14 protein-coding genes are annotated in these 21,921 nt (G+C 53.4%); 7 read left to right on the top strand and 7 right to left on the bottom strand.

Annotation, left to right across the window (positions count from 1 at the left end):
• Positions 1-127: 127 nt before the first annotated feature.
• The 7 genes from A8O25_RS15855 to A8O25_RS15825 form a co-directional block, all read right to left on the bottom strand.
• Positions 128-1,594 carry a sulfatase family protein gene (locus A8O25_RS15855; protein ID WP_066836636.1) on the bottom strand — a complete coding sequence of 489 codons (1,467 nt, stop codon included), beginning with the start codon at positions 1,592-1,594 and terminating at the stop codon, positions 128-130.
• 103 nt (positions 1,595-1,697) lie between these two features.
• A complete protein-coding gene (locus tag A8O25_RS15850) occupies positions 1,698-2,360 on the bottom strand; it encodes a hypothetical protein (protein ID WP_066836635.1) in 663 nt (220 codons plus the stop codon).
• Between the two features lie 82 nt (positions 2,361-2,442).
• Entirely contained in the window at positions 2,443-4,674 is a 2,232-nt protein-coding gene (locus A8O25_RS15845; RefSeq protein ID WP_153042786.1) for a glycoside hydrolase family 2 protein, read from the bottom strand.
• Positions 4,675-4,991: 317 nt separating this feature from the next.
• Complete coding sequence (locus tag A8O25_RS15840; RefSeq protein ID WP_153042785.1) at positions 4,992-5,987, bottom strand: hypothetical protein; 996 nt, start codon at positions 5,985-5,987, stop codon at positions 4,992-4,994.
• Between the two features lie 124 nt (positions 5,988-6,111).
• Complete coding sequence (locus A8O25_RS15835; protein WP_066836633.1) at positions 6,112-6,378, bottom strand: hypothetical protein; 267 nt, start codon at positions 6,376-6,378, stop codon at positions 6,112-6,114.
• A 154-nt stretch (positions 6,379-6,532) separates the two neighbouring features.
• Positions 6,533-7,165, bottom strand: coding sequence for a hypothetical protein (locus A8O25_RS15830; RefSeq protein ID WP_066836632.1), 633 nt, complete (start codon positions 7,163-7,165; stop codon positions 6,533-6,535).
• 195 nt (positions 7,166-7,360) lie between these two features.
• Positions 7,361-8,116: a phosphatase PAP2 family protein gene (locus tag A8O25_RS15825; RefSeq protein WP_066836630.1), complete on the bottom strand. Its 756-nt coding sequence runs from the start codon at positions 8,114-8,116 to the stop codon at positions 7,361-7,363.
• 934 nt (positions 8,117-9,050) lie between these two features.
• On the opposite strand from A8O25_RS15825, the gene A8O25_RS15820 reads away from it, so the two are divergent.
• From A8O25_RS15820 to A8O25_RS15790, 7 genes are all read left to right on the top strand, one after another.
• Positions 9,051-15,401: a T9SS type B sorting domain-containing protein gene (locus tag A8O25_RS15820; protein ID WP_066836628.1), complete on the top strand. Its 6,351-nt coding sequence runs from the start codon at positions 9,051-9,053 to the stop codon at positions 15,399-15,401.
• 6 nt (positions 15,402-15,407) lie between these two features.
• Positions 15,408-16,424, top strand: a complete 1,017-nt coding sequence (locus tag A8O25_RS15815) for a PorP/SprF family type IX secretion system membrane protein (RefSeq protein WP_066836626.1) — start codon at positions 15,408-15,410, stop codon at positions 16,422-16,424.
• A 397-nt stretch (positions 16,425-16,821) separates the two neighbouring features.
• The gene (locus A8O25_RS15810; RefSeq protein WP_066836624.1) at positions 16,822-18,549 is read left to right on the top strand and encodes a lysophospholipid acyltransferase family protein; all 1,728 of its coding nucleotides are present in this window, start codon (positions 16,822-16,824) and stop codon (positions 18,547-18,549) included.
• 478 nt (positions 18,550-19,027) lie between these two features.
• The gene (locus A8O25_RS15805; RefSeq protein WP_066836622.1) at positions 19,028-19,420 is read left to right on the top strand and encodes a hypothetical protein; all 393 of its coding nucleotides are present in this window, start codon (positions 19,028-19,030) and stop codon (positions 19,418-19,420) included.
• A 217-nt stretch (positions 19,421-19,637) separates the two neighbouring features.
• Complete coding sequence (locus tag A8O25_RS15800; RefSeq protein ID WP_066836620.1) at positions 19,638-20,054, top strand: hypothetical protein; 417 nt, start codon at positions 19,638-19,640, stop codon at positions 20,052-20,054.
• Between the two features lie 598 nt (positions 20,055-20,652).
• Positions 20,653-20,883 (top strand): hypothetical protein, encoded by a 231-nt coding sequence (locus tag A8O25_RS15795; protein ID WP_066836618.1) that lies wholly within the window; start codon positions 20,653-20,655, stop codon positions 20,881-20,883.
• A 358-nt stretch (positions 20,884-21,241) separates the two neighbouring features.
• Positions 21,242-21,670: an HD domain-containing protein gene (locus A8O25_RS15790; RefSeq protein WP_241499052.1), complete on the top strand. Its 429-nt coding sequence runs from the start codon at positions 21,242-21,244 to the stop codon at positions 21,668-21,670.
• Positions 21,671-21,921: the final 251 nt, after the last annotated feature.

The following is a 21,921-nucleotide window of genomic DNA, read 5'->3' as shown; positions in this document are numbered from 1 at the left end:
CCATCACCGAGGGTGACATTGCCACCATCACCGACACCATCATTCTTTTGAGGTATGTGGAGCTGACCGGCGAGATGCAGCGGAGCATCACAGTACTCATTCAATCACACCATCAATCCTTCACGCATTAATCCAAGAATACATAAGGCGCTACTGGCTTCTGTCCTTTGGGCTGGGGCGTGTCTTTGATGACTTCCGGACCGGTTTCAAAATCGCCTTGACCTTTGCGCCAAGCTGCCATTTGGGTTCTGAAACCCGCCAGCATTTGGGCAAATTTAGGGTCTGCGGCCAGGTTCTTCATCTCCGTAGGGTCAGCTTGCAGGTCGTAGAGTTCCTCTTTGGGGTGACGGTGGTAGCGCTGCAACACGGCGGCGGCATGGGCATCGGTCTTGGCTTTGGTTACCCAGGAATCCCAGTACTCACGGCCGCCGTCATGGTCTTTGGCTTTGTCCATGTGGGTGTGGTATTCTTCTTCGGGGGCAATGTTCAAGATGTACTTGTAGCGGCTGTTGCGCAACATGCGGCTGGGAGAGCGGTTCATGAGCCGGTCGCCGGTATGCGAGGCGAACACCGCGTCATGGTGTGTGTTTTTCTTGCCTTGTAAAAGCGACAAGAAACTCTTCCCGTCAACGTTGGCAGGTGCCTGGCCGCCGGCTATTTCCACGAACGTGGGCAGCAAATCTACCTGTGACACCAGCGCCTCGGTCTTGCCCGGTTTCACCTGACCTGGCCATTTGATGAGCATAGGCGTCCTGATGCCGTAGTCATACAAACTCCACTTGGCGAACGGCCATTGCGGCCCCTGGTCGGCGGTAAAGATAAATAGGGTATTGTCAGAAAGGCCGTGCTGGTTCAGGCTGGAGAGCACTTTGCCCACGTTGCCGTCCATCTTGGTAATGTCTTCATAGTAGCGCGCACGGGATTTACGGGTGTCTTCGGTGTCAATATGGAACGAAGGGATATCTACCTGCTGTGGGTTGTAGCTTGATTTCTCCGGCCAAATCACGTGCGGACTGTGGTCGGCCACAATGAGTACGAACGGCTTGTCACTCTCCTTTTGTTGCGAGAGCCATTGGTCAACGGGGCCCAGGTTCAAATCCCAATTCAGGCCGGGGTTCTTCTCGTGCCCCGGTTCGGCCACGTTGGTTTTGGAGATGCGCTCAAAAGGAAACACCTCCTCCGGCCCGAAATGCAGTTTTCCCGCCAATACCACGCGGTACCCCAGCGGCTGCAAATAATGAATCAACGACTTGGTATTTTCCTTCACGCCACTGTGGTTCCCGTGCGCCCCGTGCCGGAACGGATACAACCCCGTGAGCAATGAACTGCGCGATGGCCCGCACGTGGGCGACCCGGCGTACGTGCGGGTGAACAGCAGAGATTCTTTGGCCAGTCCGTCCAGGTGAGGCGTCCGTACCACTTTGTTGCCGTAGGGGCCAATGTCAGTTACGCCCAGGTCATCGCCAATGAAAATGACAATGTTGGGCTGTTTGGCGGGGGCTTTGGCTTGTTGGCCCGTCTGTCCTTTCTGGCTGCAGGTGGCAAAGAGACCCGCAGTAAAAAGGCAGAACAGGAGTACTATTTTATGCTTCATAAAGATGCGAAGTTGCTGTTGTTATTCAAGCATGTTATGTTGTTGAGATTTCCGTTTTCGCCTGTTTTGGCCAAAACAGGCCGAAAACGGAAACATTCCTCTGTTAACAAGGGAAATGAAAATTAAACTCTGTTAGATATCCACTTTCATCAAACTCTAAAATGAAACTTGCATCACTAATTATTTTTGAAGGCTGTAAACGTATCCAGAAGCCACCAGTGTCTTCATTTCTTTTCAATGTTTCATAATTAAAAAGCTTTTTAACTTTCTCAAGAGTTGTAGTGCGGTCAAACCTAGTTTTCCCATCTGTGAGGAATAACTTTTTGTTCTTCCTAAAATCTGCTCCCCAAAAAGCTATACTATCTTGTAGCTGTTCTAATCTCAATCCTTTAATATATACTAACTTGTAAGGCGGAGGGTCCATGCCAACACAGAAATGGCAGTTGCCACAGACATGTGCATAATCTGGTGTCACCACACTATCAGGTTTCCCTAAGTGTTTCTCTACAACTCGCCGGTTGGTACTCAAAGGAACTCTGTTGTTTATCAAAATGCTGTCCCACTCCAGGTAATCATATTTTCTAGCCGCCACTTCGTGTTCAACAGCTTTGGCAGGTTCGGCGGAGACAGCGGCATTAGGCTTTACTTTCTGCCCCGGTTGAATATTTTCTGCCGCTGCTTTATCTGCTTTCGGCTCTGCCGATTGGCAACTTGTGCAGAAAATACTGAAAATCAGAACGAATAAAAGCTGCGGCATTGTTCTCATCTTGGTTTTCCGTTTTGAGGCTGATTTCCTAAAAATAGGCTAAAAACGGCTCTCTCCCCCTAGCGCTTCCAGAAAAATCAAGCTACTGAAACGTGTACAACCCAAAGTCAAAGGGCGATGGGCTGCCCGTGTTTTTCAGCTCTACCACCAGGTGGTTCTCGCCGTTTTTCAGATAGTGCCCGTACTCGCTCAGGTTAATCTCGTCATAGTGGCGCTTGGTGTTGATGAATTTGTTCATCACCAGCTTTCCGTTCAGGTACACTTTGGCATCGCCGTGCGCCAGCAGGCGCAGTTGCAGGTTTTTAGGTGCCTGGTTTACACTGAAAGTAGAGGCCGCCCAACGGCTATCGCCTTTTTTTAACTGCACCGGGGCGGTGGCCGAACTGAATTCCTTTTTGTTTAACTCCGCCTTCCCCACGCAGGTGGGTTGATTGGTAGCCACCAGCAAAGTCTGTGGTTTTATCTCTGAATCTGCGGCCAGGGCCGATGAAGTGCCCGGCGCGCTGTACAGCGGCTGGTGCAGCATGCGCAGCAGCTCAGGGTCCAGCTTTACTTTTTTGCGGTCATAGGTGATGAGGCCGTTCACTTCGCCTTCCACATCGGTGGTTTGGGTGTAGACGGCGGCGGCCAGCCCGCGGTGCACCATGGGGTACATGTTGTACATCAGTTTGGTGTATTCCTTCACCAGCTCGTCATAGGTTTTGTAGGTGCGGTAGCCCCAGTTGCGCATGTTGGGGTTCCAGATATGGCCTTCCAGCGGCAATCCCAATCCCCCAAACTCGCCCAGCACAATCACGCGGCCGGGGTTCTGTTCGGCGGGCTCCATGCCGGGGCCGGGGTAATGGTGCGCATCGTTCATGTGGCCCACGCCGCGGTCGGTCCAGCCGCTTACGCCGTTGGTGATGCGGGTAGGGTCATACTGCATGGTCCATTCCACTACGCGCTTGGTATCATACTGGCCCCAGCCCTCATTGAACGGCACCCACACCACAATACTAGGGAAGAACTTGAGGTGGTCCATGATGCTTTTCCACTCTCTTTCATACTGCTGCGCAGAAGCCGCCGGGCGCGCCCAATCTTCCTTGGCCTCGGCCTTTACGTGCTGCACCTCTTTCTCTGCCGTCTTGAACCCTGAGGGCATGTCCTGCCACACCAAAAGCCCAATGGAATCTGCGTAATAGTAATATCGGGACGGCTCTACCTTGATGTGTTTGCGCAGCATGTTAAAGCCCATGTCTTTGAGCACGTCCATGTCATAGCGCATGGCCGCGTCTGACGGCGGGGTCAATAACCCGTCTGGCCACCAGCCCTGGTCCAGCGTGCCGTACTGGAACAGCGGTTGGTTGTTCAGGTACAGGCGCTCGTAGCCCTGTGCGTCTTTGCCTTTGGAAATCTTCCGCATGGCGAAGTAGGAGTTCACTTTGTCCAGCGTTTTGCCGCCGCTGGTCAATTGCACGTCCAGTTGATACAGGGCAGGGTTGTACGGTGTCCATAAATCAGCGTTGGGCACCGCAATCTCCAGTGGGCTGTTGGCGTTGGCGGTTTTCTCGCCTACCACTTTGCCGTTCTTCAGGACTTTCACCACCAGCTTCTCTTTGCCGGTGGCACCGCTGATTTGGTTTTTGAGGATTACTTTGTTCTGGTCAATGTTGGCTTCGGGCACCAGCGACGAAATGTGGGCTTTGGCAACGGGTTCCAGCCACACGGTTTGCCAGATGCCGGTCACGGGTGTGTACCAGATGCCTTTGGGTTCCAGCACCTGCTTTCCGCGCGCCTGGTCATCAGCATCGGTCGGGTCCCAGACTGAGACTACCAACTCTTGCGTGCCAGATTTTAAATGCGGGGTGATGTCAAAGGTGAACGGGTCAGAGCCGCCGCGGTGCTCGCCTACTTTCTTGCCGTTGAGCCACACGGTGGTTTCCCAGTCTACGGCGTCAAAATGCAGGAGTACGTTTTTGCCTTTCCAGTTGGCGGGCACCTGAAACGTGCGGTTGTACCACAGCTTCTGGTCGGGCAGGACCAATTTGCCTACGCCCGACAGGCTGGACTCGGCACAGAAAGGCACCAGAATCTTTCCGTCATATTTCTTCGGCTGCGCCGATGTTTTGGGCAGAATGGCGTAGTCCCATTGCCCGTTCAGGTTGAGCCACTGGCTGCGCACCAACTGCGGGCGTGGGTATTGCTGCCAGGCATTCTGAGGCGTCACTTTTTCGCCCCAGGCGGTTTTCATGCCCCCGGGATTCAGCTTCTGCCCCTGGGCATGGCTAAAGAAACCGCACAAGAACACGAACAGCAATAACAGGCTTTTCTTCATATCAGGTCACGCTAAGGTTTGGTCAACAGAAAGGTTAACGATACAATATTACCCCCACTCCCCTGAACCGCTTGTCACTATTGTCGCAAATGCTAGGAATAATGTAGGCCGGGGGTAAAAAGCCTGGAGCCTGCCTATTGAGTAGGTTTAAAAACGGGGAGTGCGACCGGCAGAAGCGTTGCCTGCCCTTGGGCGCCGTGCTACAAAAACACCACCCCTTATATTCATACTACCAGCGCCGCGCTTTCCGGAGAGGGCTGATAACAAAAGAGGCCACCTGTAGCAGGTGGCCTCCTTTATGGGTGGGCAATAATAGATTACCAGTTAAAATCTTCGCGCGACGGCGGCTGGGTTCCTTGCCCGCGCACGTGCCCGCTCATGGGGTCATATCTGCGCTCACGGCCTTCCTCTGACCTGAAATCACGGTCATAGCCCCAGCTCAGGGAGCCTGCCTGGTTTCCGTAGTTCTCGCTGCGCATGCCTTCACCCTGCTGGTTGTAGTGGTCACGCGGGTTTGAATTATAGTCTAACTGGTCTCTGTATTCAGCACGGGTGCGCTTGTCATAGCCACTGCCCATGTACGCACCACCACCCGCTATCTGGCCGTATTGGCCGCGGTTGTAGTGTGACTGCGCGGTGTCATAGATTTCATATTGGCTGTCATCGCCGCGGCGGGAGATATCATTGGTGCCCAGGCTGTGCACGGCTCCGTTAGCGCCTGCGCGGTCTGCCGGTTTCCACCCGCGGGTGTTGTCTGCCCCTTGGGAGCCGTAGCGGCCAGAGCCCTGGTATTGCTCACGTTCGCCTTCGGCGAAGCTGTTGTGGTCACGGTAGGCACCGTACACCTGCCGGTTCACAGGCTGGCCTTCCTGGCGGCCATGGCCGCTGGCCCATTTGTTCTGCCCGGAGTCATTGCTGTGGGAGCCGTTCTGAGAGGAGCCCCAGCCTTGGGCTCCGCCAAAGCTGCCCATGTTGCCGTAGTTTCTGGCGGCGTTGCGCAAGCCGTTGTTGCTTTCGCTCGGGAAAACATTGGGGTCATCAAAGCGCTCACCTTCGCGGTTGGGGCGGCGGCCATAGTCATGGCCCCGGTTGTCTGAGCCGGAGCGGCGGTCCTGGTCTGACCCGTAGTAGTCACGGCTCCGGTAGTCGTTCCTGATGTCGTTGTCATTGAAATTATTCCGCTGGTTGAGGCGGTCATATTCATGGCCACGGTCACTGTCTAAGCGGTAGGCCCCGCGGTATTGGTCTTCATCTGCGCGCTGGCGGTTATCCCGGTCACGGCCGAAGTCTTGGTTATTATAGTCTCTGTTCATGAGGTTAAGCATTAAGTGAAACTCAAACTCCTTTTGTAAACGGCGCGCAGGCCGTTTCGGTTTTTACGCTGTTTTCAGAAAAACAGCCCAAAAACAGCAAACCCGCACACAGCAGACAATTCATTTATTTGGTTCTGAGGTTGTTGGCATTACTCCCGTCCAGCTTCCAGGCGTCTTCTTCGTTGTCAGCGGCAATGTTGCCTTCTGCGTGGGAGCCCTCTGGCACGGCATCAAGGTAATCTGCCTCTATGGCCTGGGTGCCACTGCCGCCGCGGTCTGGCTTGGCAATTTCCTCTGCCTCTGACTGGTTCCCTTGGTTGGGGGTGGGGTTCTCCTCTGGCAGCCGCTGGCTATCCTTGGCGTTGGTGATGTTGTCTTTCTCAATAGGCATGGTCTTCTGCTTTTACAACAGCGGCAACCACTGCCGCCGTACTTCTTTGTACGCAGCCCGCCTGAATTGTTTATTACCATAGTATGACGAATCCCTTTGCTGTTTTTCTGAAAACAGCCCCAAAACGGGATTCACCTTGAACAGTAGCGTGTTTTTAGTTTTCGCTGAAGGGCTCCAGCTTGATTTTCTCTATCATGAGGTATTTTTTAAACTCATGCAGCATGCGGGCCATTTCCTTGTCCTGCTCCTCCATCTGCGCTTTTTCAGTGTCAGCAGACAAAATTGCCGCCCGCAGCTGCTCCAGGCTCACCGCCATGTGGTCACGGGCCTCCTGCGCCCGGTCTTTCAGGGCACCGTCCATTTCGGCGCTGGCAATGTTGGCGTCCAGCTCCTGCAGGCACACCTCCAGAAAAGGAATCATGTCCCAGGGGTTGTTGGGCCGGTTCCAGGTGAACTCTATGTTGTCACGGCGGCACTTGTAGCGGTTCATCTTCCAGCCCAGCTCATTGCTGACCACGCTTACTTTCTTCAGCATATCGGCTTTGCCGCAGGTAGGGCACTGGGCGTTGTCTTCAATAATGCCTTTGAGGGTCTGGTGTTTCTCCAGCACCTGCTGCCGGAAGTCTGCGTGGCGGTAAATCTTCTCAGTGAGGCGTTCACAGGCGGCGTTTAAATCTTCATGCTCCTGGGTGAGGGAGCCTTCCTCAGCGAGACGTTCTCCCCGTTTCTTGAAAAAGTTGATGAGTTTGATGACTTCCCGCTCGTTTTCAGTTAGATTCTGCCTCATGTACGCTTGCGCTGGTTAGTGGAACAGCCCAAATATACTGAAAAACTGCTCTACTGCCTAAGCAATAGCCGGGCGGGCATGCATTGGCCAGGCCGTTTGGGCAAACCCGGAAGCCTCAGCACAGAACCATGCAGGAGGGCTGTTTTAGGGCTGTTTTCTGAAAAACAGCCCTAAAACAGACATGCGGTTGCAGAGTTACGGGGCGGCAGAAGGGGACGTGCCGGACCGCCGCCGGTACTGGAGCCATTCCAGGAGACTGATGCCCACCAGCACCCAAAGGCTCCCCAGCAGAAACCCCGCCAGCACATCTGAGAGGTAATGTGCGCCCAGGTACATGCGGCTAAAGCCAACGAGCACCACCGCTATTGCAGCCCCTGTGTACAGCCAATAGCGCCGCTGCCGCACGTGCCTCGCCAACAGGTAGGCCCCCATCCCAAACAAGGCGGTGGCCGTAGTGGAGTGCCCGCTGGGGAAGGAGAAATGCTGGTAGGTCACATACGCTACGTTTTCGGGCCTGGGCCGCTGGAGCCACTCTTTGCCGTAGCGCACTGACAGCCCCACCGCCCCCAGCACAAGCCAGAACACCAGTATGCTTCGCCACCGTTTCTGCCGCGCCAGGAAAAACGACAACAGCAGCCCCAGCCCAATGGCCCCCAACTGCCCCCCCAGCTGGGTGGCCCCCAGAAAAAAAGTGGCCCCCAGGGAGGTTCTGCCGTTGTACAGGGCTGAGGTGAGCTGCCGGTCTACCTGCACCATCTCCTCTGCCTCCATCACCTGCTCTGTCAGTTCAGAGAGCAGGCTGAGCTGCACCGCCCCCACCAGTAGTACCAGTGTCAAAGGCAGCCCGTAAAGTTTCTTTGGGTTGAACCGCTGCAGCAGGAAGTGGAACAAGGCAGGAAACCTGCGCTGCAACCAGCGCACCGCCCTCAGCTGGCGGGCCTTGTGTAACATTTGGGAGATTACCCGGTGCAAAGGGAGATGAGGTACACGCATGCCCTTCCTTACGGGAAAAGGCGCGTTGGGATCAAGGCCGGAAACCTTGCGAAAAAAAAGACCTCTCAGTTTTCACTGAGAGGTCTGTGATGGGTAGGAGCAGGCGAAACAAATGTCATCAGCGTCTGTAGCATATCCCCCAATAAGCACCAGATCTTTTGACGCCCCTGCCAAGGCAAGAGTGCCTCGCTGCTCCTTAATTTCTTAACCAGCAACTGTTTTGCTGTTTTGATGTCTCAAAGGTACTAGGTTAATTCTCTTTGCAAAAAGTATTTCGGCGAGCGGGAGTAGTCACTAGCCGAACCCCCCATTTAGCAAGATGAATGCTTCAAACCTGTAGTTAAAGTAAACCAATCTCGGAGACATTTCAAAATTATGTTTAGAAGCTTAGGCAGCTATACATAATTGTACAATATTACCACTTTTCTTAACAAAAGGAATACAACCAATATATGTTATAAACAATATTAAAATGTTTATATTGTTTAAGTGAGATAAATACGGGAATTTTATCCGAAGGTTTGAACTAATATTGAAAGATAACATGTTACCGCCATTAAAACAGCCATAGTAACATCACTTTTCTAACGAAGACGATATTTAACATAAACCAACAACCTCGCACAAGTGTTACATTTGTGCAATTCAACTTTAAACCTATGAAACCATTATACTCATTATTTATAACATCTTCCCCTCAAACTTCCCCCCAGCCCTGCCAGGTGATGGCGCAATACGCCCTGCGGCAGATATCTTTTAATAGTACAGAAGACATGCTTTCTGGGCAGCACCGCTCCCACCAGGTATAAAGTAGAACCCAGCAGTTGTTCTGCCTTTTCACTTAGTGCTTTCTGACTTTTAGTACGTGTCATACCATTACCTTCTCGGCACCATGTCGCCCTATAAAAAAATACTGTGCTTCTTAAGCCTCCTTCTCTTCTGGAGCTTAACCTCTTACGCCCAAAGCTGCCCAGACCAGCCAGACCCCAGCATAGCAGATGCCAATGCTGAGAACTTTATTCAGTGTAGCTCTATTGTGGGCTCCTATGATTACAAGCTGGAGATCTACAATACGTCTACCACCATTGCCACCAACAAAGAGTATACCATTGAGTGGGGTGACGGGCAGAAAAACACGTATCCGGCCTCTTTTGACGTTGCCAACCACACGTATAAAACCCGGGGCAAGTTTGACCTGAAGGTCACTGTCACCAGCCAAAGCGGCTGCACTGAAAGTAAAACCTACACTGTGTTTAACGGCAGCAACCCTGGTTTTGGTTTGCAAAGCCCAGGTAACACCTCAGACTGCGCCCCTGCCACCTTCACCTTCGGGATCACGGGGATCACCAGCAACTCCCCCTCTACCACCTATAAAATCTGGTTTGATGATGGCAGTGAGCCTATGTACTTCACCCAGGCCACCATACCGGCCAGCATCACCCATACCTTCACTAAATCATCAAGGGAAACAGCCAACGGCTTTACCATCTACGGCGAGGCAATTGACTGTGTAAACCGCAAAACCACATCTTCAGTAAGCGGTATCATTGTTTCCTCCAAACCCATTGCCGGTTTTTCCTTTAAACCAGGCAGCCCTGTCTGTGTTAACCAGAAGGTAGATTTCCAGGACGAGTCTACGGGAGGTTTCAACGGGAACAACCCCAGCAACAGCGGCGCCTACAGACGCAACTGGTCTATTGAACCTGCCACTGGCTGGACCTACACCAACGCCACCAGCTCAACCTCAGAGAAACCGTCTATTATTTTCACCCAACCGGGTGTCTACGTGATCAAGTTAAAAGTTGACCCCGTAGGCAGCAGCTCTACCTGCCAAGGCGATGAGACCTCTAAAACCATCACCGTTCAGGAGCCGGGCGTAGCGGCTTTCAAGCTGTTACCGGAGCAACTGAACGGCTGTACCCCTAACAAAGTGGCGGTCAGCAACCTTTCCTCAGGCACAGGCGTGCAATATACCTGGTCAGTACTGCCCGCCGAAGGGGTGACATACGCCAGTGGTACAGACAAAGACGCCAGCCCCGTCTTTTTATTCACCAAGCCCGGCAAATACAGCGTTAAGCTCTCGGCTAAAAACGCCTGCGGCACTACCACCGCCACAGAGGAAATCATCATCAGAGACAAGCCTACGGTTACATTGCCTGCCACTGCCACTTATTGCGGCCCGCAGACCATTGCCTTCACCGCCGCCAACTCTGCGCATGCCCCGGTGTATGACACCAAAGGCGGCACTATTTCCCGCTACCAGTGGACCCTGCAGGGAGCCGGCGCCTCTTTCGCTGATGCGAACATGGCCACCGAGGCCAATCCTACCATCAACTTTACAGATCCGGGCCAGTTTCAGGTGAAAGTAGAGATTTGGAACGAATGTGGGGTTTCTACGGCAGCGGTTCAGACCGTGACAATTCTGGAGCAACCCGTGTTACCAAAGGTTGCCCCAGCCCTTATCTGTTACGGCACAACTGCCACTCTTACAGCAGAGGGCAACGCCGCCCGGTACAACTGGTATGCATCTCAAGAAGCCACCACTGTCCTTGGCTCAAATGCCTCCTTCACCACCCCTGCCCTTACTGCAACTACCACATATTATGTAGAGGCGGTGTCTGCCAATAATTGTACGGCACCACAACGGGTGCCGGTGACCGTAACCGTTCAGCCTTTGCCAGCCGCGCCTACCACGGCAGTAGCTGAAATTATATCCTGCGCTGGTAGTTCTGCCACGTTAGCCGCCTCCGCCACCGGCGGCACGGTAACCTGGTTTGCGGCCGCCACTGGCGGAGAAGCCCTGGGAACGGGTGAGAAATTTACCACCCCTATTCTCACTGCTGGCACGGTCACGTATTATGCCGCTACTGTCACCCCAGAAAGTTGCGCCTCCAGCAACCGTACCCCTATTAAAGTTACAGTTTACCCTGCTATTACAGGCAATACCATTGGCCAGGCGCACACCATCTGCCTTGGGGGCACGGCCACTACCTTAACCGGAGGTACGCTGTCTGGAGGTGACAATTCCTTTAAGTATTTATGGGAGAGCAGCACAGATGGGGTTACGTTTACCTCTGCCGCTAATACCAGAACTTCTGCCAACTACAGCCCTGGTAAAATTACCCAGAGTACCTGGTTCAGACGTACCGTTACTTCTGCCTCAGGCAACTGCACTAGTGTGTCTGCCCCGGTCAAAGTAACCGTAGTACCGGCCGTAACCGGCAATACCCTTCTTACAGCAGCCCAAACAATCTGCTCTGGCACCAAACCGGCTTTGATTGAGGGATCACTGCCTGGCGGCGGAAACGGAGGAACTCCTCAGTATCTGTGGGAAAGCAGCACGACCAGCGCCACCGCCTCTTTTACCGCGGCAACAGGTACTAACAACCAGCAGTCTTTCCAACCGGGCAACTTGACCCAGACTACCTGGTTCCGCCGGAGAGTAACCATAGATGGTTGTGCTCAATACACAGCTGCGGTTCAGGTTTCTGTGAACCCATTGTCTCAACCGCCTACGGCAGCCGGCGTTACCATCTGCAGCGGCGCCACCGCCACCTTAACGGCTACTGCCCCCGGCGGACCGTATGAATGGTATGCCTCCTCAATTGGCGGAGAGCCCTTATTTACCGGTGATTCCTTTGAAACGCCTGCCCTCACCGCTACCACTACGTACTATGTACAAAGCACCGCCACCGGTGGTTGTACCGTGTCGCGCACCGCGGTAAAAGTGACGGTTCAACCTCCTATCGCCAACAATACCATCGCACAGGTGGCCGCCATCTGCCAGGACGCCACACCTGCCACCATTACCGGCACTAAACCAACCGGCGGCAACGGCACCCCTGTTTACGTGTGGGAAGTAAGTACTGATGAGCAAACGTTTACCACCGCTCCGGGAACATTCACTGGGCAGAATTATTCCTCTGGCGCCCTCAGAACCACTACCTGGTTCAGACGCAAGGTGACCATGGGAGCATGTGTTGAATATTCTAACGTGGTACAAGTAGTCGTTACCCCTGCTATTGTTCCCGTAACCATGCCGGCAGACATCACGGTGTGCGCAGGCTCACCGGTTCCGGCAATTCAAGTGCAGGCCGCCACTGGCGGAGATGGAACCTACACCTACAGATGGGAGAAAAGCACCACCAGTGCTACTGCCGGTTTCACTACCATTCCGAACAATGGCACTGACGATACCTATGCACCAGGTGTCATCTCCAACACTTCAGCTACTGTCTGGTATAGAAGAGTTACCCTCTCTGGCCAGTGTACCTTAACCAGCGGAGCCATCAAGGTGACAGTACTGCCTTTACCAGTTGCCCCAACGGCCAGCAATGTGACCATTTGCCAAGGCAGCAGCACCGTGCTAACCGCCACCCCTGCCTCCAGTGATTACCGGGTACAGTGGTATGACGCCCCAACAGGCGGCAACCTGATCCATGAAGGCCATGCCCTGACAACACCAAAGCTGGAAGAGACCACCACTTACTATGCTCAAACCGTTTCCCTAAGCGGCTGCCCTTCTTCCGTCAGAAAAGCGGTCACTGTTACGGTAAACCCAGTAATAGAAAACAATACTATTGCCTCTGGCCATACTATTTGCGCCGGCACCACCTCTCCGCAGCTGGTAGGCAGCACCCCTACCGGTGGCAACAATGGCTATCAATACGCTTGGGAGATGAGCACCACCAGCGCCACTTCAGGTTTTGGTCCAATCACCGGCATTATCAGCAACCAGATCAACTTTAACCCTGGCGTGCTACAACAGACAACCTGGTACCGCAGAAAAGTCACCTCATACCCCTGCTCTGATTATTCTGAAGCGGTAAAAGTAGAGGTACAACCTGCTATTGCCCAAAATACCATCAGTGATGACCAAAGCATCTGCGCCCAGACAGCCCCAGCCTTGTTGAAAGGCCAATTGCCCACCGGAGGAGACGGCAATTACACCTATGTCTGGGAAAGCAGCACCAACAGTGCCACCTCTGGGTTTACCACAGCAGCGGGAGAAGCTACGGCCCAGGATTATGCCCCCGCAGTATTAACCCAGACCACCTGGTTCCGGAGAAGAGTAACGGCCGGGGCATGTGCCGGAGCCATCAGCAACGTGGTCAAAGTAACAGTAAGCCAGCTCCCTGCAGCTCCACAGGTAGCCGCCGTCACGGTATGCCATTCTGAAAGGGCTACCTTGACCGTGAAAAGCCCCCTGACAGATGTGGTATATGAGTGGTATACTGAGCCTACCGGCGGCACTGCCGTAGCCCGCGGCACCGCCTCTTTCACCACCTCAAATCTATTCCAGAGCAGCCTGTTTTATGTACAGGCGGTGAGAGGCAACTGTGCCAGCCCCCGCATTTCAATAGCGGTGGCCGTACTGGACCCAATTGGGAATAATATACTGGCAGAAGGCCAGCAAGTGTGTGCCGGAAGTGCCGCAGCCACCATCCTGGGCAGCGTGCCCACCGGGAGCAATGGCAAGTTCACCTACCAGTGGGAGAGCAGTGCAGACGGCATGACTTTTACTAATGCCAGCGGCTCCAGCACATCTCCCAATTACACCCCCGGCACGTTATTCCAGAGCATGTGGTACCGCCGAATTGTTAAGTCAGAAAACTGTGTTCCGCACGTAAGCGAGCCGGTTAAAATCACGGTAAGCCCTGCCATCAACAACAACTTTATCACGGCAGACCAGGTGATCTACGGCAACAGCAAGCCCAATACCCTTTCTGGCACCACTCCCTCCGGCGGAAACGGCACCTACTCATTTGAGTGGCAGAGCAGCACCACCGGCTCCTCTACCGGCTTTACGGCCATAGAGGAAAATGGAAACAGCAGAACGTACTCCCCTGGCCCTCTCACCCAGACTACCTGGTTCAGAAGGGTTGTGATCTCTGGCGGCTGCCGCCACATCAGCGGGGTAGTCACCATCACCATCAGAACTGCCGTTAGCCAGAACACCATCACCGCAGATCAGAATATCTGTGCTGGTTCAACGCCGGCTACCTTAACCGGCTCTGACCCGGTAGGTGGTGACGGCGACTTCAGCTACGCCTGGGAAATGAGCACCACCAGCCCTACGTCTGGTTTTGTTACCGCCCCCGGCATTGCAGATGACAAGAATTACGCCCCGGCTGCTTTGCAACAGACTGCGTGGTTCCGCCGCAAGGTAAGCTCAGGTGCCTCTACCAGTACTTCTAATACGGTGAAAGTGACCGTGTTTGCGGCGGTGACCAACAATACCATCAGTACTGACCAAACCATTTGCGTGGGTTCTTCACCGGCCAGGCTGACGGGTTCTACCCCTTCGGGAGGAAACGGCACGTTTACCTATGTCTGGGAAAGCAGCACCACAAGTGAATCCACTGGCTTCACCACCGCGGCTGGAACCTCCTCAGAACAGCATTACACCCCCGGCACGCTGCAACGCACCACCTGGTTTAGAAGAAGGGTCCTTTCCGGCAGCTGCAATAACATCATCAGCGCCGCGGTAATGATCACTGCGAACCCCAGACCAGCACCTCCTGTTGCCCAGGGCACCACCATTTGCGCAGGCACCACCACCACGCTGTCAGCCAGCATCAGCACCTCTGGCACAGTGGTAGAGTGGTATGATGCCGAGCAGGGCGGAAAAAAACTTTTTGATGGCGTCACCTATACCACTTTGCCGCTGCAAAATACGACCACCTTCTATGTTCAGTCGGTTTCCTCAGGTTGTGCCAGTGACCGGGTGCCGGTAACAGTGACCGTTCCTGCCCCTACAGCTTACGCCGGCGAAGACGTGAGCGTGGAGAGCGGCAACAACATTGAGTTAACTGCGTCTGGCGGGGTGTCTTACAAATGGTTCCCAAGCACCGGCCTCACCAAAGACAACATCGCCAACCCAGTATTCAAAGGACTGGAAAGCCAGGTGTATACCGTTACCGTCACCACCGCAGAAGGCTGTGTGTCTACAGACGAGGTAAAAGTGACTGTCATCCACCCTGTGAACCTGACCAACGGATTTACCCCCAACGGAGACTCCATGAATGAGACGTGGGAACTCCCAGACCTTAAAGCGTACCCTAATTGCCGTGTGGAGATTTTCAACCGCTGGGGCAACAAAGTATTTGAATCAAAAGGATACACCACCCCATGGGACGGCCGGTACAACGGCCAGCCCCTACCTGCGGCCACTTATTACTATATCATCAGGCTAGATGACAAAAAGCCACCACTTTCAGGGAACGTTACCATTATCAAGTAAGCATAGATGAAAAAGCTTGCACAACTATTGTTTTTATTGGTTCTGGCCATGCCAGCTGCCGCTCAGCAAAAGCCCCAGTACAGCCAATACCTGTTCAACAACTACCTGTTAAACCCCGCCCTCTCCGGCATTGAAAGCTACACAGACGTGCGTATGGGCACCCGCAGGCAGTGGGTGGGGATTGAAGGGGCCCCTGTCACCTATTATATTAGCGGGCATACGTCTCTGGGCATGAGCGACCGGAACTCTAACCTCCCCAAAGCAGGGAAAGGGTTTGTCCCAAAGATGCCTGTCAACAACAACCGCGCAAATAAATTCCACAAGTCACGGCCCCACCACGGCTTTGGCGCCATGGCACAGGTTGACAAAACAGGGCCTTTGAGCAATACCAGCCTCAACCTGACGTATGCGTACCACCACCCCATCACCAAACGCATCAACATGTCAGTGGGGATGGCCGGTGGCCTGGTGCAAGCCCGCCTGGATGGCAATGCCATTCACCTGGCCAACCAAAACGACAATGCCCTGCAGCCGGGGCAGCTTACCAAGACCAAATTTGACCTTGGCCTGGGCACCTGGATCTATTCAGACATCTTTTATGTGGGTATTTCTGCCGCCCAGCTGCTCACAGACAAAATCTCTAAGAACGAAGGCATGAACACCCTGCAGCAAGAGCTGCAGCCCCACTTCTTCGGGACGGCCGGGTACCGGTTGCGGTTGCGCTATGACTTGTCTTTGGAGCCCTCTGTCATGGTGAAGGTGGCCAGCCCCAGCCCTGTGTCTGTTGACCTGAACATGAAAGCCACCTATGCCAACCGCATCTGGGCGGGTCTCTCTTACCGGCACGGAGACGCCATGGCTGCCCTGGCGGGTATCAACGTGAACTATATCTTAGACATAGGCTACTCATATGACTTAACCACCAGCGAACTGAACGGCGCCAGCGCCGGCAGCCACGAGTTGATCATAGGTCTCAAACTCCAGAACAAAGGCCGCCTGCTTTGCCCGCAGTGGCTCTGGTAGTTTCCTCACCTTTTCAGATGCAAACTCCTGTTTTCGCCTACTTTTCTAAAAAGAGGCCGAAAACAGGAGTTTGCTTTTCCCCCTAACGCCTAGCGTTAATTCTTAGAGAAAACAGCCATTCCCTATTCCCCGCCTGCTTGTCGCACGCAACTGCTGGTGAGGCAGGGCTGGCACCCCCTGCTGTTTTTGGCTTGTTTTCAGGAAAACAGGCCATAAACAGAAAACTACACTCCTCTGCCAGCCATTCCACCTTCCACGGCAACCCTTAACACCCGTGACCACAAGGCGTAAAGAGTTGATAAACAGATAAAGTTGAATTAACGGTAAGGTAATCTGGCACAGGTAGTTTTGCATTGGAGAAACCATACGTCAACTGCAGCAAACCAGGAGCCGCACCATGCAAAGCTTATCTCAACCCGCCTTCCTCCCCCTTCAGCCGTTACAGCAGCTGCAGCAGCACAAGTGGGGCCGCCTGTTGATGCGCCTTCTCAAACTGACCCAGATCAATCAACTGTACTCCCGCAACGCCACCCTGGAGGGCAATGAGTTTATCAGCAACCTGCTGCAGCAGCTGTCTATCACCTACACCTTTGAGGCAGAGGAACTCAGGAATATTCCCGCCACCGGCGGATTCATTGCCGTAGCCAACCACCCGTACGGGGCCCTGGACGGCCTCTTGCTGCTAGAGCTGCTTTCCCAGAGAAGACAAGACACCAAAGTTTTGGCTAACGAGGTGCTCGCCTCCATCCCCAACCTTTCTTCCCTGATTCTGCCGGTCAATCCCTTTGACGGCAAAGCCCGGAAAAACATCTCCGGCATGCGGCAGGCACTGCTTCACCTCCAGGAGGGCCACCCGCTGGGGGTCTTTCCGGCGGGCGAAGTTTCAAACTGGCAGATGAGCACCCAGCAGGTGGTAGACAAGCCGTGGCAGGCGTCTGTTGCAAAACTGATCAGGAAAGCAGACGTACCTGTGCTGCCGGTTCATTTTAGCGGCCACAACAGCCTCACCTTTCTGCTCATGGGCATGGTACACCCGCTGTTACAGACCGCCCGGCTGCCAGCCGAGTTACTGAACAAGCAAGGGCACCAGGTACAGGTGCGCATTGGGAAACCTATACCCGCAGGTGACTGGCAACAATACCAGAAAACAGAGCTTCTCTCTTTCATCAGGGCGAAAACCTACGCCCTTACCCTGCCGTCGCAAACCCTGGCGCAAAAAGGCACCAAGGCGGCACCCGTTGTCCCGGAGACGGCCCCTGCGCTGCTGGAGGAGGAGCTGGCCAACCTGCCTCCGTCCAAAAAGCTATATTCGCACCTGCACTTTGATGTCTACCTGGCAAGAGCCGGGCAGATCCCCCACACGCTGCGGGAAATTGGCAGGTTGCGGGAAATCACCTTCCGGCAGGTGGGTGAAGGCACCCGGCTAGCCATTGACCTGGATCAGTATGACCACCACTACCACCATCTGTTTGTGTATGACCGCCACGCCCGCCAGCTGGTGGGTGCCTACCGCGTAGGCAAAGGAAAGGAAATCTGGAAGCGGCACGGCAAAATCGGTTTTTACCTGAACTCCCTCTTCAAAATCAAAAAGGAGCTGGTCCCGTTGCTCAAGCATTCGCTGGAGCTGGGCAGGTCCTTTATCAGGCCTGAATACCAGCGCAAAGCCCTTCCGCTGCTCCTGCTCTGGAAAGGGTTGAGCCTGTTTTTAAAGGAGAAGCCCAACTACAAGTACTTGATTGGGCCGGTGAGTATCAGCAGCTGCTTTAGCCAGCTCTCGCAGTCACTCATGGTGCAGTTTATCAAAAACCACTTTTATGACCCTGAGCTGGCCAAGTATGTGAAACCCAGAAAGGCGTTCAGAGCCAATGTTAAACAGGCCACCCACCAGCAGGTTCTGCAGCAGCGCCTGTCTGGCCTTTCTGATCTGGACAACCTGATCAAAGAGATAGAGCCCAGGCGGCAGGGGCTGCCAGTCTTACTGAAGCGGTACTTACTCCAGAACGCCAGAATCATAGGGTTTAACATTGACCCCGCCTTCTCTAACAGCCTGGACGGGTTCATGGTCATGAATGTTGAAGACCTGCCCTCAGAGACAGAACGGCTCTTCCACCGCATAGTCAGTTAAGGCACATTCAATTCAACAGCAGGTTTAGCTTTTGGCCTTGCAAGCGGCTAGGGGCCGCGAGAGGTTCTTCCATTGCGGTTTTTAATCTTCTCAGCAACGCCATAAAGGCAACAAAATACGAAGGCAGGGTTCTGCCCCCCTTTAAAGCCTGAAAGACTCATTTCAAGCAGGCTCTGCCTGCCTGCGAGGCTGCCCCCTGGGCAGCCTTTTTTATTTCTATTCCTTTATACATAAAACTAAATATTCAACATCATCAATATTACATAATTCCAACACTCTTTCACCTGCTAAAATTGCACTTTAAAAACAAGTTGATTATAACTTTCTCACAAATAGGCCAATTAGCGCCTTTCTTCAAAACACCCAATAGCAATCTCCGTAAAAACACTCATATCACAAAATTTAACATTACCAAGACTAACACACTTTCACACTAAAAACACAGCATCCAAATTATTCAACCCCTACCATTACCACTATGAAAAACTTTACTCTCACTTTGTATTTCCTGTTTGCCCTGGTTGTAAGCGCCGTTGCGCAAAACACCCCTTCTAACCCAGCGCTAGAGAAAGCCTCCAGTGATATTACCCGCCTGATGGTGGAGTCTATGTCACTGAACGAGAATGAATACATCAAATTAAAGAACCTGAACTCAGAGCGCCTGGTGAAAGCCGCCGAGGCGGAAAAGATGTACTCAGATGATGCTGAGATGCGCGAGGTGCGGTTACGTGAAATTGAAGATGATTTTGAAGAGAAGCTTTTCAAAATGTTGAATTCCCGCCAGGTGACCGCCTACGCAGAGTTCAAAACCAAGCCAGAAGCCAACTTCCTTTCCCTGGTACAGTCAGCATCTGCCGCTCCCAAGAAATAACGTTAACCAGAAATATTTCCACAGCAAAGCCCAGCTCTCAGAGAACTGGGCTTTGCTGTTCTCAGTAGTTTCTGAGCAATGCCGCCCAGGCCCTTGCTCCGGACGGCTGTTTTTCTCTTTCCCATTTTGTGTAATAGCCAAAACACCAACCCTTTCCTTGCCGTACATGCCGCTGTGACCACTCTCAAATGGGTGAAAACACTGTTCAAACGTGCAGATGATTATTTCTTTGAAGAACATGGGCAAATCTACTTTCATCGCTTTCTTTCTTATTTTCTCCCTTTGGTGCTCTACCGGCTTTGCGCAGAAAGCCACTCCCTCAGAGCGTATGGCAGACCGGCTTACCCTGGAGATGGGAGCTGCCTTGAACTTACCCGAGGGCACCCTTATTCAGGTAAAAAAATACAACCGAGAACGCCTCACTAAACTGATGGCGCTGTCTACCCAGGCTCACCAGTTGCGCCCCCGGGACCTGGAGCTCAGGGTAGACGAGGTGGAGCAGCACTACAACCAGCGCATGTTCAGCCTGCTCAACGCACAGCAGTACATCCAGTACAAGCGTTTCCGGGAGAACCGCGTAGAATTCACCCGCCCCAGCCAGGCGTTAGCGTCTGCCATGGGCAGGTTGAACTGACCGCGTTTTCTTTGCGTTTTGGTGCTGTTTTCTCAAAAACAGCCCCAAAACAGCTTTTGCCCCGCGCCTGGTTTACTGCCGGCCACGGGGCTTAGCTTTTTTGGTTCTACAGGTGGTAGCAGAGGTTACGCCTACCCCTTCTAAGGTACGGTTGGGGGTCAACCTAACGGCCCCGCTAATCTGGCGACTCGCCGCATCTTACGTTAAGCGATGTCAGTCTCGCGCCAGGGTTACTGCCTACACCTGATTTCCGTTAGACCGCGTGAACCTGGGAATGGCCGCAGCCAGGCAGGCAGGCAGCAAAGGGAGTCAATCACAAAATGGCGGGCACAAGTAGTCAAGCGCTTGACCTGGTGTTGATTTGAGTCTCCAGGCTGAACAAAACCCTACCCTTTTATGCTTTACCTCAGGCAATAATTCTTCCGGGTAATCTCCGGCTGCCGCCTTAGGTTTCACAGAAACAGCTACCTTAGCAGTTGAATTGGTATTGGCGCCCCACCACCCCCTGGTTGAAACCTTTGCCCCTGGCTTCCCTTTCAACGTATACCAAAAGATGTAGCACGTTTGCTGTGAGGCAGACAGTTTAATTTGGCACCTTATGGAATGGTCTAAAATTTTCAACCCCAAAGAGATGAACTCGTTCCAGTTCATTGCCCTCACCGGCGTAATCATGTCTGCTTTGGCGCAGCTCTTTCTGCATCTCTGGGGCAAAGAGGTAGAATCCTTTCATTACCTCTACCTCTGCTGGGGCACCCTGTTTCTGTTTGGCACCATCCAGAACCTGAGACACAACCCAGAAGATGATCACCACCACCATCACCACCACTAAGACGGCACCGCCGAAGGCATTCCCCTGCAAAATAAATCTGTTGGCAGCGTTCAAGTTCAACGCTCTGTAGGGCACATTATTAATTGAACCTTTGGGGCTGCACACAGCCTTGGCCTTGGCAAGAATTTTTATCTTCTTCGCAACTGCCCTCTAGGGCTCCAAAACCGCCCAGGCAGAACCTCAAACTTGGTGTTTTGGCTTATGAAACAAAATGCCAATACTTAAAGCAGGCATTTCACCGCCCCTTCTGTTTTGGGCCTGTTTTTCAGAAAACAGGCCCTAAACAGAAGGGGCGGTTTCTCTCCTTTGCATTCTGCCAAAGCAGAAATTATCTTTCTGCCTTAAACCTGCCATAGCCATGACCAGAGAAGAAGCCGTCCAGATACTGCACCAGTACACCAAAGGCGAAAGCCTGCTCCGCCATGCCCGCACAGTTGAACTGGTCATGCGCGGGTATGCCCAAAAGCTAGCCCAGGACCAGGAACTCTGGGGCAACACCGGCCTCCTGCATGACGCCGACTATGAAGCATTCCAAGACCGCCACCCGCAGGTAGTGGTGGGCATTTTGCAGGAGTGCGGCGAAGACGCCATGGCGCACGCCATCGCTGCCCATTACAGCCACTGGGGTGTTTCCCATGACACGCTGCTAGACAAAGCTCTTCTGGGCTGTGATGAAATCACGGGGTTTGTAGTAGCCTGTGCCCAGGTAAGGCCGCAGCGGCTGCAAGGCCTGGGCAAAGTCTGTCCTGAAGAAGCTGAAACAAGCCAGTTTTGCCGCCTCAGTTGACCGCTCTGAAGTGAGGCTAGGGGCCGAGCTCCTGGGCATTGACCTGCCCGAACACATTGAATTCATCATTCAAACGCTTCAGCCGCATGCTGAGGAGCTGCAGTTACAACCCGTTTCCTGAAACCCCTGACTCAACAAGAGAAGCTTGCATGATCAGGAAAAACAGGTTCTGTTTTTGGGCTGATTTCTGAAAAACAGCCCAAAAACAGAACCTGCCCTGCGTTAGACACAACCGCCGGCCCAGCTTCTGA

It is taken from the genome of Rufibacter ruber (genome assembly GCF_001647275.1).
Classification (GTDB): Bacteria; Bacteroidota; Bacteroidia; order Cytophagales; family Hymenobacteraceae; genus Nibribacter; species Nibribacter ruber_C.
The sequence above is the reverse complement of the archived record's forward strand: the minus strand, read 5'-3'. Positions and strand labels throughout refer to the sequence as shown.

Excerpts from the sequence above, each read along its gene's own strand:
- A8O25_RS15800 (WP_066836620.1), top strand. The coding sequence starts at position 19,638 with ATGATTATTTCTTTGAAGAACATGGGCAAATCTACTTTCATCGCTTTC.
- A8O25_RS15845 (WP_153042786.1), bottom strand. The coding sequence starts at position 4,674 with ATGAAGAAAAGCCTGTTATTGCTGTTCGTGTTCTTGTGCGGTTTCTTT.
- A8O25_RS15850 (WP_066836635.1), bottom strand. The coding sequence starts at position 2,360 with ATGAGAACAATGCCGCAGCTTTTATTCGTTCTGATTTTCAGTATTTTC.
- A8O25_RS15815 (WP_066836626.1), top strand. The coding sequence starts at position 15,408 with ATGAAAAAGCTTGCACAACTATTGTTTTTATTGGTTCTGGCCATGCCA.
- A8O25_RS15830 (WP_066836632.1), bottom strand. The coding sequence starts at position 7,165 with ATGAGGCAGAATCTAACTGAAAACGAGCGGGAAGTCATCAAACTCATC.
- A8O25_RS15855 (WP_066836636.1), bottom strand. The coding sequence starts at position 1,594 with ATGAAGCATAAAATAGTACTCCTGTTCTGCCTTTTTACTGCGGGTCTC.
- A8O25_RS15795 (WP_066836618.1), top strand. The coding sequence starts at position 20,653 with ATGGAATGGTCTAAAATTTTCAACCCCAAAGAGATGAACTCGTTCCAG.
- A8O25_RS15805 (WP_066836622.1), top strand. The coding sequence starts at position 19,028 with ATGAAAAACTTTACTCTCACTTTGTATTTCCTGTTTGCCCTGGTTGTA.
- A8O25_RS15810 (WP_066836624.1), top strand. The coding sequence starts at position 16,822 with ATGCAAAGCTTATCTCAACCCGCCTTCCTCCCCCTTCAGCCGTTACAG.
- A8O25_RS15790 (WP_241499052.1), top strand. The coding sequence starts at position 21,242 with ATGACCAGAGAAGAAGCCGTCCAGATACTGCACCAGTACACCAAAGGC.
- A8O25_RS15840 (WP_153042785.1), bottom strand. The coding sequence starts at position 5,987 with ATGAACAGAGACTATAATAACCAAGACTTCGGCCGTGACCGGGATAAC.
- A8O25_RS15820 (WP_066836628.1), top strand. The coding sequence starts at position 9,051 with ATGTCGCCCTATAAAAAAATACTGTGCTTCTTAAGCCTCCTTCTCTTC.
- A8O25_RS15835 (WP_066836633.1), bottom strand. The coding sequence starts at position 6,378 with ATGCCTATTGAGAAAGACAACATCACCAACGCCAAGGATAGCCAGCGG.
- A8O25_RS15825 (WP_066836630.1), bottom strand. The coding sequence starts at position 8,116 with ATGTTACACAAGGCCCGCCAGCTGAGGGCGGTGCGCTGGTTGCAGCGC.